Raw genomic sequence first — 14,333 nt, 5'->3', positions numbered from 1 at the left:
TTTCGCTGATTAACCAAAGAACCGTTGCATCTCAATTTTTGCTGATTGAACAGAATCAGAAGCATGGATTAAATTTTTGGTGACAGACAACCCATAATCCGCTCGTAAGGTGCCACTTTCAGCATCTAACGGATTCGTTGCTCCAACTAATTTACGCACTTTTTTAACCACATTGTCCCCTACAACGACCATCACAACCACTGGGCCACTTGTCATATAGGCTAATAATTCAGGGAAAAATAGTTCATCTTTTAAATGCTCATAATGTTCCTTCACTGTTTCTACTGTTAGTCGTTCGAATTTAAGGTGCAATAAGTCAATACCTTTATCTTCAAAACGTTGAATGATTTTGCCAACTAACTTCCGTTCAACGCCATCTGGCTTAATAATTACTAAACTTGTTTCCTTCATTTTTTCCATCCCTTTCAAAACTTCCTTTTGCCCTTTCCCAAGGGGTAGCTACAGAATAAAATGAAAGCGGATACTTTGTCAATGATAAATTTTCTTTTCCTTTTGATTAAATAAAAAATTAAAGATTATTCACAAGGTTTGTGAATTGTTCTTTCAGTTCTGTATTACTTGTTTCTTTTAAAAACAAATAAGGTTGCTCTTCTACTGGCTGTTCTTTACTCACATAAACTTTGGCTTCACCATTCACTAAAGTAAATAAATAGACATGCTTCTGGGCAACTTGTGTCGCACTGTCAGAGTATACTGCCACCAGACAATAACCCCCTTCGTTGCCAGTTTCTGACCAATTTAACCAAATGGGATTGTTCCCAATAGCTGGTTGTATTTTAGGTTCATAACTCAATAAATCATCAGGCACTTGAATCGTGTAAAAAGCTACAGAGTGACCTGGTTGGTACGCTTGATAGTTCTGATTGCGTTCTTGACCCCAGGTTTCCATGTATTGTCCTAACTGTTTTGCTTTTTGCTGATTCCAAATCGTCCCTTCTTCTGTAACTAATTCAGTTAATTCTTGTGTTTGCGTTGTTTGCTCTAATTCCAACGCCGTGGTTTGACTAACTTCGGTTGCTGAAATTGCTCTTGTTTCTTCAGTATTTACATTGTTTATTTGTACGGTTTGTACTTTCTGTGATTCCTCTTTCGATTTTTGCCAACCACAGCCAGATAAAACGCTTCCAACAACCGCTATCATAATAATCCCGTTTAGTTTCATTCCTTAAACTCCTGTTTTTATTTTTATTCTATCGAAATAAACCTAAAATCTCAATCCCTTTCTTTGGATAGTTGAAAACCATTTGGGAACTAGTAATTCTCCACAATTATAGTCCTCTAGTAATTGTTGGTATTGCTGTTCCATAGTCCTGATTTCTTTTTCACCAAAGCTCAGTGCCCAAACTAAAGAATAGAGTCCTGCGTGAAAAGTATAAAGCTTTTGAAACTGCCAAAATAAGGTAGGAACTTTCCCAGCAAAATAACCTTGTAATTGACCATAAGCAAACAATGGCGAAACATTTCTTGAAAAAAATTGTAACTTGTAAAATTCTTCATAAGGATCCCCAAAATCCCATCGATTAAAATCAATCACACCGACCTGCCTAGTTGGCAAGTAAATAAAATTTCCCACATGGAAATCTCCATGCTGATAAACCACAGGCCGTTGTTGCAATAATGGTAATTGTTTTTCTAAATATGAAATTATTGGCTGCTGGTACGGCATACAAAATTGAGATTTCTTATACTTATTTAGTTGGCTCTGCTTTTTTTCGTATAAATTTCGCGCAATCTCTCTTTGACTAATCCTTTCAGGCAACAAAAGCTTATGGATTTTGTTTAAATAGTGGCCTGCCTCTACGCCTAAGTTCAGTTGTCTTTTGGGAGAAAGAGCGGGTAAAACATCGCTTAAGTCTTCACCTTCTAGATACGTTAATAACATGTATCCTTGTTCACTTTCAGGAATAGGTGCACATAAAAAAGGTTTAGAACTGGGAAATCCTAACGCCGCTACTTTTTTGATAAATTGATATTCTTGTTGTTTAGCTAATAACTCTTCTTGTTGAAAAATTCGTAATAAAAAGGTTTCTTGATTTTTGGTAACTTTAAACTTTAAATCAGTTGACCAACCACGGTGAATAGCTTCAACTTTTTGCCATTGCTGAAACGCTGGAATCTTCTCAAACGCCCTCATTACTTTCGCCTCCATTTCCCTATTGGTTTTAGTATACCAAAGAAAAAAGGCTGGAGACAATTGGGGATAAATTGTCTCCAGCCTTCACTGGTTATCGTTTTCTAGTTTTCCTTATATAAATCATTCCACTCGTTACTAAGAAAGCTCCTCCTAAAACAATCCAGAAAGTACTAGGTACTTCTGCACCTGCTTTTGGTAATACTTTTTTAGGAAGCTGTTCTTGTTTCCCAATCATACTTTTATTAGAAAAAGCATGCGTACTTTCTGTTGATTTGGTTCCCTGATTTGCTGATGAATTCAGCGAATTATTTAAGGATGACTCACTAGTAGTTTTTCCAGCTTTGTCTGGGTTTTGGTTTTGGTTTTGATCTTTTCCTTCGATTGGTCCTTCACTTGTTTTTGTTTCTTTGCCTTTATCTGGTTCGCCGCTTGCATCTGGTTCTTTGTCTTTTTCTGGTTCGCCGCTTGCATCTGGTTCTTTATCTTTATCTGGTTCGCCACTTGCATCTGGCTCTTTGTCTTTTTCTGGTTCTTCTACATGTGGTTGATTTATCTTGTGGTTATTTTCAAATAAAGCGCCTAATTGTAGCAATGTTCGGTCTTCATTTAATGCACTATTAAATTGAATCCCCAAAGGCAGTCCTTCTTTTGAAACGTAAGTTGGCACACTTAATGCTGGATGTCCAAATAAATTTGCTTGTTGTGTAAACGGTGTATATGTGAACGCCGTCAGCCATTGGTCATAAATCAATTGTTTTTGTTCTGCTGGTGACAATTGATCAATTTTTTCCATCTGTGCTGCATGTTCTGGTTTTAGTAACGGATTATCAATACTAGGTGCGGTGGCAGCTGTCGTTGGTGTTAATAAGATAGGATACTGTTGATAAAATTCGTCCATCGCTTGTGCTTGTAAAGCAATATCTGTCCAAGCCGCAGTTGTCTCTTCACTCGTTATATTTTTTCCTGTTTGAAAAAGCGCCCATGTTAACAGTTCTACATCATTTCGTTCAAGCGGTCTTTTCAATTTCTGCCGCGCCATAAAATCGGCAATTCCTGCTGAGCCAGCAGCTACAGTATAATAATTTTTCATTAGACGTTCCCCATCAACAGGGTGCTTCACTTCAACCAATGTGTACCCTTGGTCTTTTAAAAAAGCAACAGCTTCAGCGACCGCCTCTTTTGCTTCGGCACTTACAGGCGTTCCGGCAGGGGATTCTGTTGTATAAGCAATGGGTTGCGCTTGACTTAAATGTCCCGCAGGAAGATCTTTTTTGGTTAATAAGGTTTCAAACAATGCATTTGTATCCGCCACGGTTCGACTTAAACCAAAGTGAACAGTTTGACCTTTTGCACTATTAGAATTGCCAATGATTACTCCTCTAGAAGGTTTCAAGCCTACGGTGCCTGTCCAAGAAGCAGGGATGCGGATAGAACCACCAGCATCACTTCCAGAAGCAATGGGAACAAATGCCGCGGCAACACTAGCACCCGCTCCGCCTGAAGAACCACCTGAATAATGGTTAGGATTCCATGGATTGACGGAAACGCCATATAACTTTGAATCTGAAATATTCTTCCAACCTAATTCTGGATAATTCGTTTGACCAATGATTATGAATCCAGCATTTTGTAGTGCTTTGACAAAGGTCGATGTCCCACCAGCTACTTGATCTTGGAGAAAACCAAAACCGTTCGTGTTGCTTTCACCTTTCAAGGATTGTCCTAACCCTTTTAGTAAGAGCGGCACACCTAGAAATGGTTGACCTGTATCTTGTAAAGCTTTTGCTTCTGTCAAAGCCGCTTCTTCTCGTAAAGTAATGACCGCATTTAATGTAGGATTTTCACGTTTAGTGATGGCCAACGCAATTTTTACTAATTCTTCGCTCGTTACCTTTTTTTCTCTTACTAAAGTTGCTAACTCCAGTGCAGTTGCTTGTTTATAATCTGCTTCTGAAAAAACATTCTCTGCAGAAACAGCTTTTCTATCTGTATCACTATTTTGTATCTCATTTGTGGTTTCAGTAGTTACTGCCACCACATTTCCGCTACTGCTTTCGGCGATTGCCGAAGAGGATTCTTTTTCCTGCATCACCGTTTGGCTAGTAGTTTCAGATTCCAAATTAGCTACAGTCTGACTGGTTTCTGTTGTTACTGATTCCGTCTCTGTTTGAACGGTTGTTTCTAGTATACTTTCTTGTGCCAACATTGGTACCCCTACCAGTGTTTGGCTAATTAATAAAATAATCCCTAACTTTTTGAACAAAATCGACTTCTTCATAAGTCACATCCTTTATCTATTAATACAGATAAAAAAATCTGTATTACTTATAGCATAAATGAAAGCGATTAAAAAGTAAAGTTCTCTTGAAAATTCCAATGTTCAACTTTTAGGCTAGGTTCTTTTTATATGCTAAAATAGAATAGAAACGGAGGTTTTTTAATGGAATGGATTGAAATTAAGCACGCAACACAAAATAATTTGAAGAATGTCTCTGTCAATATCCCTAAAAAGCAACTAACTGTTGTTACTGGACTTTCGGGTTCAGGAAAGTCCTCCTTAGTATTTGACACATTAGCCGCTGAATCACGTCGTGAACTAAATGATACATTTAGTTCGTTTGTTCAAAATTACTTACCCAAATATGGTCGTCCAGAAGTTGAAAAAATCGAGAATCTTCCTGTTGCAATTGTCATTGACCAGAAAAAAGTAGCAGGTAATTCTCGTTCGACAGTGGGAACGTATACAGATATTTATACGTTTTTACGTTTGCTGTTTTCACGAGCAGGTTCTCCATTTGTTGGTTATTCAGATACTTTTTCGTTTAATCATCCAGATGGAAAATGTCCAACATGCGACGGCTTAGGAAAGATTACCGAAATCAATCTTCATCAGCTAGTTGATTATGACAAATCATTAAACGAAGGGCCTATCGATTTCCCCACATTTACAGTTGGCAACTGGCGGTGGAAGCGTTATGCCCATAGTGGTCTATTTGATTTGGATAAAAAAATCAAGGACTATTCTCCTGAAGAGTTAGCATTATTTTTATATGCTCCACAACAAAAACTAGCTAATCCACCCAAAGAGTGGCCTCATACAGCTTTGTATGAAGGAATAGTCCCGCGCATGCAACGTAGCATATTGCATACAGACGAAGGCAAACGTCATCAAAAATACCTTAATCACTTTGTTACCGTAAAAAGATGTCCTGATTGTTTAGGAAGTAGAGTCAATGAACGTGTTCGTAGCTGCAAAATTAATCAGAAAAGTATTGCTGATGCTGTTGACATGCCACTCACTGAATTACATTCTTTTATTCGTTCAATGGACCTATCCTTAATAAAAAATATTCAAGAAGAGCTACTTGTACGTCTAGAAGCATTAATTAATATCGGTCTCTCCTACCTCACATTAGGACGAGCAACTGAAACACTTTCTGGTGGTGAAGCACAGCGGATTAAAATTGCTAAGTATGTAAACAGCGCCTTAAACGATATTATGTATATTTTAGATGAACCAAGTGCTGGCTTACATCCAAAGGACATCGAACGGATCAGTCGTGCGTTGCTCAATTTAAAAAATAAAGGAAACACCGTGGTTCTGGTGGAACACAATCCACAATTAATTAGAGAAGCTGATTTTATCATCGATATAGGACCTTTCGCAGGCGAAAATGGTGGCCATGTCCAGTTTTCAGGAACGTATGACGCATTTCTAGCCTCCAAAACCTTGACTAGTCAAGCGCTTCAAGAGCCGCTCCCTTTAAACGACCAACCAAGAAAAGCAAGGAAGTCTTTAACAATCGAACATGCGACACTGCATAATTTAAACAATCTATCTGTCGAAGTTCCGTTAGGAGTTTTGACTGTTATTTGTGGGGTCGCTGGTTCAGGTAAATCATCATTAGCGGAAGAAATTTATCAAAAAGCCCAAGCTGATAACCAAGAAATTATTCATCTTTCACAAAAAAGCATTACCGCAAATTTACGATCCACACCAATGACCTATCTCAATATTTTTGATAAGGTCCGCAAACTGTTTGCGGAAGAAAATCATGTTAGTCCAGCTTTATTTAGCTATAATTCCAAAGGCGCCTGTCCTACTTGCAAGGGGAAAGGCATAATTGTCTCCGATATGTCTTTTATGGAGGATGTTACTAGTATTTGCGAAACCTGTCACGGAACGCGTTACAAAGAAGAGGTGCTTCATTATCTGTATAACGGAAAAAATATCGTTGAAGTACTAGCTTTAAGCGTTAAAGATGGCTATGATTTTTTCAAAGACCAGCCTTTTGCTCTTTCATTAAAAAATTTACTGGAAGTTGGCTTAAGCTACCTTAAACTCAATCAATCGCTCTCAACATTATCTGGTGGCGAATTGCAAAGGGTAAAATTAGCAGACACACTTCACCAAAAAAAAGCTATCTATTTAATGGATGAACCTACAGATGGCTTACACTTAATTGATATCCAACAAAGTCTTCAACTTTTCAATCGAATGGTAGAAGAAGGAAACAGCTTGATTTTATTAGAACATCACATTGATGTGATTAAAAGTGCCGACTGGTTGATTGAACTAGGTCCCGAAGGTGGAGAAAATGGCGGACAGCTTCTTTTTACAGGAACCCCAGCAAATATGCTAAATTCCACTCATTCTATTACTAAAGGCTATCTATAAAATAATTGGAACAATAACAATGTTACTTTTATCCCCAACCTATATTACTTTTTAAGCTTGGAACAAAAATCTTTCTGGATTTTTGTTCCAAGCTCTTTCTTTTTTAATTTATATATGCACAGACCAATTCAAATACTTTTTCCATTGCCTGTGTTTGTGTATCTTCTGTTACTTTGACTGCGTTAGCATCCGCTCTATCGCAAATAATTCTTATAGAAACAAAAGCACAATCATTTAAAAAGCAGCATTGTGCAATAGCTGCGGATTCCATATCCACACAGTCAATAGAGAATTGTTCAATTAAGTTTCTTTTTTCAGTTGTGTCACAAACGAAGCCTTCTCCAGTTCCAAAACGAACACACTTTATCTTTTCATCTAGATGTTGAAGTTCGGCCAGCATTCCTTTATCTCCTTTATAGTACAGCTGATAAGGAAATTTATTGATTGACTGTCTTTCACGAATATCGTAATGGCAGTATTCCTCACCTAGCACCATCTCAAAGAGTTGCAGTTTTTCATTTAAACAGCCACAAATACCGATATTAATTAGTTGTTCTATTTGAAATGAATCAATAAGTATTTGACTATATAGCGTAGCATTCGTCTTTCCTTGTCCTGCACAAACCATAATGACTTGCGATGTTTTTTGTTCATAAATATAAAATGTATTTTTTGCTAGCTGTATCTTTCGTTGTGGTGGAAAATATTCCAATAATTTTTGAAGCTCTAAATCCATTGCGGCAATAACCCCTAATTTCATCTATCTCCTCCTTTTTCTATTTCAACCCAACTTCCATCTTCACAGGTTGGTGATCTGTATATTTAAATTGTTCGTCCTTTGTTTTCACGCTATGAACAGCCACATTATCAGAAACAATAAAACCATCAATTACATACACTTGGGATGTTTCATAAGAGCCAGTGTAAGGCTTATTAAGCACCCGCACAGTCGGTTGTTGATCATCATAAGCAAGTGAAAAATGTTTAGGTAAGTCTGCTGGATCAATTTCTCCTGGTACCCAACCAGCTTCCCCTAAGTCAGGATATCGATGACTGCCTTTGAAAACTTGATTAAAGTCACCTCCAGCAATTACATAGTTTCCTTTAGCGTATTCTTGGGATAATACGTCAGCTAACTTTTTGCTTTGAGCAATCTTCCCTTCCCCATTGTCATAGGCTTCCAAATGTAAGTTAAAAACCACTAATTCTTTGTCTGTGCCTTTAATTGGAAAGCGCGTTTCTAGAAGTGCTCGTTTTAAGTTACTAATGCTAACGGGCCAACGAAAGGGATTGGGTAAAGCAATGCGTTTGGCCTCTGTTATTTTTTCATTTGATAATGTTAATAAACCACTTTCTACTCGTCCAATCGGCGGCCAAGGAATGGGCACATAATCTACCTTAAAATTATAAGCAAATGCGCTGTTCAGCTGTAGCTGTTTTTGTAATTCTTCCTCTTGATTGACTTCATAAGAACGTTGCGAGCGACGATCGACTTCTTGGAATAAGTAAATCATCGCTGGTAATTCTTTCAAGGTTTCTTCAATGCCTGTTAAATTCTGTTGGACCATTGCCTTATTAACTGGTTGGACAGTTTTGCCACCGTCCATAAAAAAATCTTCTGTTTGTCCTAGGCCAGCATAGCCTATGTTATACGTGACTAAAGAAATGGATTGCTTTTTTTCGATGGTTTGCTCTGAAAATTGTTTATTTATAGCAACTGGTTCAACCGCTCGTGGTCGAAACTCTCGGAAGGTTAAATATCCTATCAAAATTAAAGCTATGCTTAAAAGAAGGACCATCAAGCTACCGAGATATTTAAAAAACTTTTTCATTGATTCCGATGTTCCTTTCACATTATGTCAAACCAAAAGTAGCAATTATCTTCGTTGCTACTTCTTCTGGTGTCATGTTTGAATTATTTATTTTCGTTATTTTTACATTTGGAAATGTACCTTCTAGTTCACCTTCGTGGCTTACTAATCGATGTTCTTTGAAGGTATTGAGTAATTCTTTTCGAGAAAAGTCGACATCGCGTTTTGAAGGTTTTGCCTCTAGCCGCTCTGGATGAACATTCCGTTCTAGGCGGATTTCTGTTGAAGAGACGAGTTCAACGAAATAAACGGACTCATGTTTACTAAGAAAAATTTCTGATATTTCTTCTAAAAATTGAAAATCCTGTTCTTGATCAAAAGCAATCACCACTGTAAAAATAATGTTTTTTGTTGTATTTGTGGCTGGATTTTCTACAAAGGCATGAAAAAGTTCCTTTCTAACGGAATCAGACAATTGAAACGCACGTTCCGTATACCCAAGATAGTTTGCAAATAAGTCAATGGTTTGATGATTAAATAGTAATTTAGCATCTAACTGCTTTTCTAAAGCCTTGCCAACGGTCATTTTCCCGACAGCTCGGGCACCAATTAAAACGATTAAAGACATCAACTTTCCCTCCTCTAGTCTAATTTTTAGGTGGCTATCTTCTACTATATCACACTATATTACAACACCTTACAAAACTGTTCGGAAAATTTTCTGTTTTTTATTACAAAAAAAAGACAAAAGACTCTATAATGAGAGAGGACTCGATTGATTATAGATGAGATAGGTGACGGAGAATGGCAATAGAAAAATATTTTCAAACAATAGATGGCAGTCAAATTTTTTATCAAATTTTTGGCAAAGAAACAAATTACCCCCTTGTGTTACTTCATGGTAATGGCAATGATCATACTTTTTTTAATTATCAAATTTCTTATTTCTCCAAGGAGTATCAAGTTATTGCGGTGGATACCCGCGGACATGGACGTTCCACCAATACACAAAGTCAATTAACTTTTCCGCTTTTGGCAGAAGATTTAGCTGGTATTATTCAACAAGAACACTTAACAAAAATTAATTTATTGGGCTTTAGTGACGGAGCAAATATTGCCATGGTTTTTACCCATTTATATCCTGATTTCGTCAACAAACTCGTCTTAAATTCTGGAAATGTCACCATGTCTGGTCTAAAAAAATATGTAACGATTGCCACTTATTTTCAATATTGGTTTTGTCGTATTGGCGCCTTTTTTTCAAAAAAATTGCGCGCACGGCTCCCTATCGTGGCTCTGTTATTTGAAGATACTGGACTGACAAAACAAGATTTAGAACACATCCCCTGTCCTACTCTTGTTATTACTGGCAGTCGAGATTTAATTGCGCTTTCCCATTCACGGGCGATTGCTGATGCCATTCCTGCTGGCAAATTGGTCTTGGTAAATAAACAAGGTCATTTATTTGCCAAAAACTCACCAGATATTTTTAATAAAACAATCGAAAAATTCTTAAAGGAAATGAAGGTGTCTAAATGAAACAAATTATTCATTGGATCAAAACGCATACAGGATTACTAAAAACACTGTTTGTTATTGCGGTCTCAATTATTGTTGTTGCCCAACTTTTATCAATTGGTAAAACGATCTCATTTGAACAGTTAAAACAGATTTTTGATGAGATCCCGCTATGGAAATTGTTATTGATGATGGTTATCGGTTTAGTTTCCGTTACTCCGATGCTAAATTATGACTTAACATTAAATCGCATTTTAAACTTGAAAGTCTCAAAACGGGAACTCCTTGAATCTAGCTGGATTGTCAATACAATCAATAATATTGGTGGATTCGGTGGTTTGGTCAGCATGGGACTTCGTTCTGAATTTTATGGAAATAAAACAGAGGAAAAGAAAATTTTACCTGCGTTAACCCATATTTTACTTTTTGTGTTATCCGGTCTATCTATTTATAGTATTCTTTGCTTTTTCCTTGTTCAGTTTGATCCAAAGATGGCTTATTTACAGCAATATTGGATTTGGTTATTAGGTGGCGGTCTTTATTTCCCATTACTTTATCTTATTTTACATTTCCAAAAAAATAGTTCCTTTGGTAACCTCGATGCAAAAAATCGCTTATCTCTAGTTGTTTCTTCGTTTTTAGAATGGACAGGTGTTTTAATTACCTTTATCAGTATTGGTTACTTATTAGATGTACCGATTCCTTTAATTGATATTGTTCCTTTATATGTAGCAGCTTCGATTATTGGGATTGCTTCGATGATTCCAGGGGCTTTAGGTAGTTTTGATGTCATGATGATTTTAGGACTGAGCAACTTAGGTGTCGATCGTGAAATTATTGTTTTGTGGTTATTGCTCTATCGTTTATTCTATTATATTATCCCTTTCTTAATTGGCTGTTTGTTCTTTACAAAACACTTAAGCCAAAAATTGGATACTCATTATCGACAATTACTGAAACAAATTACTTTGGAAATTGCCCACAAATTGGAAGTGGTTTTACTTTATTTTTCAGGAATTATGATGGTGCTCCTAGCCACTATTCCAGAAGCCTTCACTCAAGTGCATTGGTTAAGAGATATTAACCCCTTCCGTTCACATATTATTATTCAAATTCCGAGTATTGTTTTAGGCTTTGCATTATTAATTATGGGACGTGGGATTGCTGATCGTGTTAAAAGAGCCTATTATCCAACGATTATTTTATTAATTGGTGCTATCTTGTATTCATTTGTTGTTGACTTTAGTATGTTTTCCATTTTCTATTTAGCTATTTTATTATTTATCGTTATTTTTTCAAAATCAGAATTGTACCGTGAACAACTGGTTTACTCTTGGGAGTGGATGACGATTGATGGGTTTATCTTTGGCTTGTTGACCTTATTATACCTAGTCATTGGTGTTTATAATTTACCGAACTTCCCACACCATCGTCATCATTTTGTGGAATTTTTCTTGTTCCCTTCCGAACGGATCTGGTTGTCAGGATTTATCGCTATCCTCTTAGTTATGAGTTTTAACTTTCTATTTGTTCGCTACCTCCAAGGGAAAAAACACCAAGTTGGTGAGTTTCCAGAAGATAGTATCTTGCATAATATCTTAACAACTTATGGCGGGAATATTGATAGTGAACTTGTCTTTCTTCATGATAAACAGGTTTTCTTATATCCCAAAGAAGAACCGACTGTCTTTTTACAATTCAACACCATTAATAATAAATGCGTTGTGATGGGCAACCCTTCTGGGAACAAAGAAGATTTTCCTGCGGCGATTGATGCATTCCTTAAAGAAACAGATCGTTTCGGCTATGTACCCGTCTTTTACGAAACCAATGAGGACAGCGTGATGTTACTACACGAATACGGCTACGAATTTATCAAAATGGGCGAAGAAGCCTTAGTTAATCTAGAAACATTTACGATGTCTGGGAAAAAATTCAAAGGTACCCGCGCAGTGTTTAATAAAATTACCAAAGCCGGCTATTCATTTGACGTACTCCAACCTCCTTTTAGTGCCGAACAAATGCACGAATTAAAAGCTATTTCGGATAGTTGGTTAGACAATCGAAAAGAAAAAGGCTTTTCACTAGGATTTTTCGATGAAGCGTATCTTCAAAGAAACCCAATTGCTGTTGTCCGAAATGCTGAAGGAGAAATGGTCTCTTTCGCTAATATCATTCCTAGTTACACAAATGAAGTTGGTACCATTGACTTGATGCGTCACCATAAAGAAAAAGCCCCTTCTGGAAGTATGGATTTCCTATTTATTCATTTATTTGAATATATGAAAACAGAAAATATTCATTATTTCAATTTAGGGATGGCTCCGTTAGCAAACGTTGGTCAATCAAGAAAAAGTTTTATTCAAGAACGGATTGCTGCGTTAATTTATGAATTTGGTTCAGAAATTTACTCCTTCCAAGGATTACGCGAATACAAGGAAAAATTTGCTAGCAAATGGCAACCCCGCTATACACTTTATTCTAAAAGTAGTTGGATTGTCTACGTGATGATCGCTTTACTCATTGTCGATCAAAAAAATATTGACTAATAAAAAGAATCCCAATTAAGTATAAAAAGCTTGGCAACTTCACTGAAATTTAGTGAGGTTGCCAAGCTTTTTAATTTCTTTCATCTAGTTTTTCTTTAATCAAAAAGGCTGTTTCTTCGACAGATTTTGCGGTTACATCAATCACTGGGATACCATACTTCGCAAAAATTTCTTCGGCATAGGCTAATTCTTGTTCAATCCGTTCAACATTGGTATAACTGGTCTCATTACCTAAACCTAAGGAAGCCAACCGACTGCTACGAATCTGTCCTAATGTTTCTGGCGAACAAACTAAACCAATCATTTTTTGTGGATCCATTTCTTCCAAAATTGGCGGCAATGGAACTTCTGGAATTAATGGTAAGTTAGAAACGCGGTAGCCTTGATTTGCTAAATACATACTGACTGGCGTTTTTGAGGTCCGCGAAACGCCTAACAACAATATATCAGAATTAAGAAACCCTTGAGGATTTTTGCCATCATCATATTTTACAGCAAATTCAATCGCTGAGATTTTATCAAAATAGGCACGATCTAGTTGGTGGCGTCGTCCAGGCTCTTCAATAGGATCTACTCCGGCTTTCGCTTGAATTAATTCAAAAAATGGCGCCATTAAATCTAAATATAACAACCCTGTTCGTTCACTAAATTCTTTCGCCGCTGTGATTAGTTGTTTACTGACTAATGTACTGACAACTAAGGCTTTATCTTTTAAGGCATCTTTTAAAATCTCTAATAATTCTTCTTCTGTTGTGACAAAAGAAAAATTGTATCGATTAAGAAAAGAAATATCTGGATATTGTGCGCTTGCTGCAGCTAACAATTTTTGTGATGTTTCTCCAAGTGAATCGGAAATAGTATAAACAATGATCTCTTTTTTCATAATTAAGCTCCCTTATCTATTTTGTGCGGCTTCTTTCGCTTGTTGCGTAATATAGGTTAAAATTTTCGTTTTCGTAATTTTTCCAATAACTTTTTTAGGATTTTCTTTTTCAACGACTGGCAAAGAATCCACTTCGTATTTTTGCAAAGTGTCAGCAGCTTCAAGAATAGTAAATTCTGGTGTGCAGGTTTTCACATGTGGCACTCTTGTCATACAAACAGCAACAGGTGTGCCATCAATATTTGTATTTAAAGAGGCTCGTAATAAATCTTTTCGTGACAAAACCCCTAATAATTCTTTTGCTTCATCCATGACATAAAGAGAACCGACATCATACATAAACAAGTTGGTAATCGCATCTCGAATTGAGGTGTCTTGGGCAACCATCAATGGTGGACTCATGATCTCCTGAACTTTTGTTTGAAAAACGTCAAAAAAGAAAAAAGCCTCCATGTTATCACTTTCGTAAGTATAACCAACTTTCGGACTTGCTTTTAAAATTCCTGAAAGTGTTAAAAAAGACAAATCAGAACGCAATGTCGCACGTGAAACGGCTAGTATGTCCGAAATGCGTTCACCACTAACTGGCTGATGCTCTTTTACAACAGCGATAATTTGCTCTTGTCGTTTACTTAATTTCATCATTTCCTCCTCAATTCCTCTTAAACAAATTGTGCATTCGCTTACAATTATACACATATTTATTGTTTTTTCAACATATTGACAAGAAACTTTTTCT

12 protein-coding genes are annotated in these 14,333 nt (G+C 36.6%); 3 read left to right on the top strand and 9 right to left on the bottom strand.

What is annotated here, in order from left to right; all coding sequences use genetic code 11:
- Positions 1-9: 9 nt before the first annotated feature.
- From ndk to MKZ30_RS03740, 4 genes are all read right to left on the bottom strand, one after another.
- Complete coding sequence (gene ndk, locus MKZ30_RS03755) at positions 10-420, bottom strand: nucleoside-diphosphate kinase (protein ID WP_002381321.1); 411 nt, start codon at positions 418-420, stop codon at positions 10-12.
- Positions 421-529: 109 nt separating this feature from the next.
- Positions 530-1,183, bottom strand: a complete 654-nt coding sequence (locus tag MKZ30_RS03750) for a DUF4767 domain-containing protein (protein WP_033600702.1) — start codon at positions 1,181-1,183, stop codon at positions 530-532.
- A gap of 42 nt (positions 1,184-1,225) precedes the next feature.
- Positions 1,226-2,170, bottom strand: coding sequence for an aminoglycoside phosphotransferase family protein (locus MKZ30_RS03745; RefSeq protein WP_202566408.1), 945 nt, complete (start codon positions 2,168-2,170; stop codon positions 1,226-1,228).
- Between the two features lie 76 nt (positions 2,171-2,246).
- Positions 2,247-4,433: a lipoamidase gene (locus MKZ30_RS03740; RefSeq protein ID WP_033600703.1), complete on the bottom strand. Its 2,187-nt coding sequence runs from the start codon at positions 4,431-4,433 to the stop codon at positions 2,247-2,249.
- Between the two features lie 162 nt (positions 4,434-4,595).
- Here MKZ30_RS03740 and MKZ30_RS03735 point away from each other — a divergent pair, with 162 nt between their 5' ends.
- Positions 4,596-6,833, top strand: a complete 2,238-nt coding sequence (locus tag MKZ30_RS03735; protein ID WP_002383429.1) for an ATP-binding cassette domain-containing protein — start codon at positions 4,596-4,598, stop codon at positions 6,831-6,833.
- Between the two features lie 103 nt (positions 6,834-6,936).
- Here the strand turns inward: MKZ30_RS03735 and MKZ30_RS03730 are convergent, their stop codons facing one another.
- The 3 genes from MKZ30_RS03730 to MKZ30_RS03720 are packed head-to-tail and all read right to left on the bottom strand — an operon-like array spanning position 6,937 to position 9,272.
- A complete protein-coding gene (locus tag MKZ30_RS03730; RefSeq protein ID WP_002379209.1) occupies positions 6,937-7,593 on the bottom strand; it encodes a 5'-methylthioadenosine/S-adenosylhomocysteine nucleosidase in 657 nt (218 codons plus the stop codon).
- Positions 7,594-7,609: 16 nt separating this feature from the next.
- The gene (locus MKZ30_RS03725; protein ID WP_002387048.1) at positions 7,610-8,665 is read right to left on the bottom strand and encodes an endonuclease/exonuclease/phosphatase family protein; all 1,056 of its coding nucleotides are present in this window, start codon (positions 8,663-8,665) and stop codon (positions 7,610-7,612) included.
- Positions 8,666-8,687: 22 nt separating this feature from the next.
- On the bottom strand, positions 8,688-9,272 hold the full coding sequence (locus MKZ30_RS03720) for a hypothetical protein (RefSeq protein ID WP_249958783.1): 585 nt from the start codon (positions 9,270-9,272) through the stop codon (positions 8,688-8,690).
- 176 nt (positions 9,273-9,448) lie between these two features.
- On the opposite strand from MKZ30_RS03720, the gene MKZ30_RS03715 reads away from it, so the two are divergent.
- Positions 9,449-10,183 (top strand): alpha/beta fold hydrolase, encoded by a 735-nt coding sequence (locus MKZ30_RS03715; RefSeq protein WP_002358908.1) that lies wholly within the window; start codon positions 9,449-9,451, stop codon positions 10,181-10,183.
- A complete protein-coding gene (mprF, locus tag MKZ30_RS03710) occupies positions 10,180-12,711 on the top strand; it encodes a bifunctional lysylphosphatidylglycerol flippase/synthetase MprF (protein ID WP_002358907.1) in 2,532 nt (843 codons plus the stop codon). Before MKZ30_RS03715 ends, mprF begins: the two co-directional genes overlap by 4 nt.
- A 70-nt stretch (positions 12,712-12,781) precedes the next feature.
- Here mprF and MKZ30_RS03705 read toward each other — a convergent pair whose 3' ends face one another.
- The gene (locus MKZ30_RS03705; RefSeq protein WP_002383425.1) at positions 12,782-13,594 is read right to left on the bottom strand and encodes a pyruvate, water dikinase regulatory protein; all 813 of its coding nucleotides are present in this window, start codon (positions 13,592-13,594) and stop codon (positions 12,782-12,784) included.
- A gap of 12 nt (positions 13,595-13,606) precedes the next feature.
- Complete coding sequence (locus MKZ30_RS03700; RefSeq protein ID WP_002355926.1) at positions 13,607-14,236, bottom strand: helix-turn-helix transcriptional regulator; 630 nt, start codon at positions 14,234-14,236, stop codon at positions 13,607-13,609.
- Between the last annotated feature and the right edge of the window lie 97 nt (positions 14,237-14,333).

Source organism: Enterococcus sp. LX10, from assembly GCF_023539285.1.
In the GTDB taxonomy this organism is placed as follows: Bacteria; Bacillota; Bacilli; order Lactobacillales; family Enterococcaceae; genus Enterococcus; species Enterococcus faecalis.
Note: the sequence above shows the minus strand (reverse complement) of the source record. Positions and strands in the feature narration are given on the sequence as shown.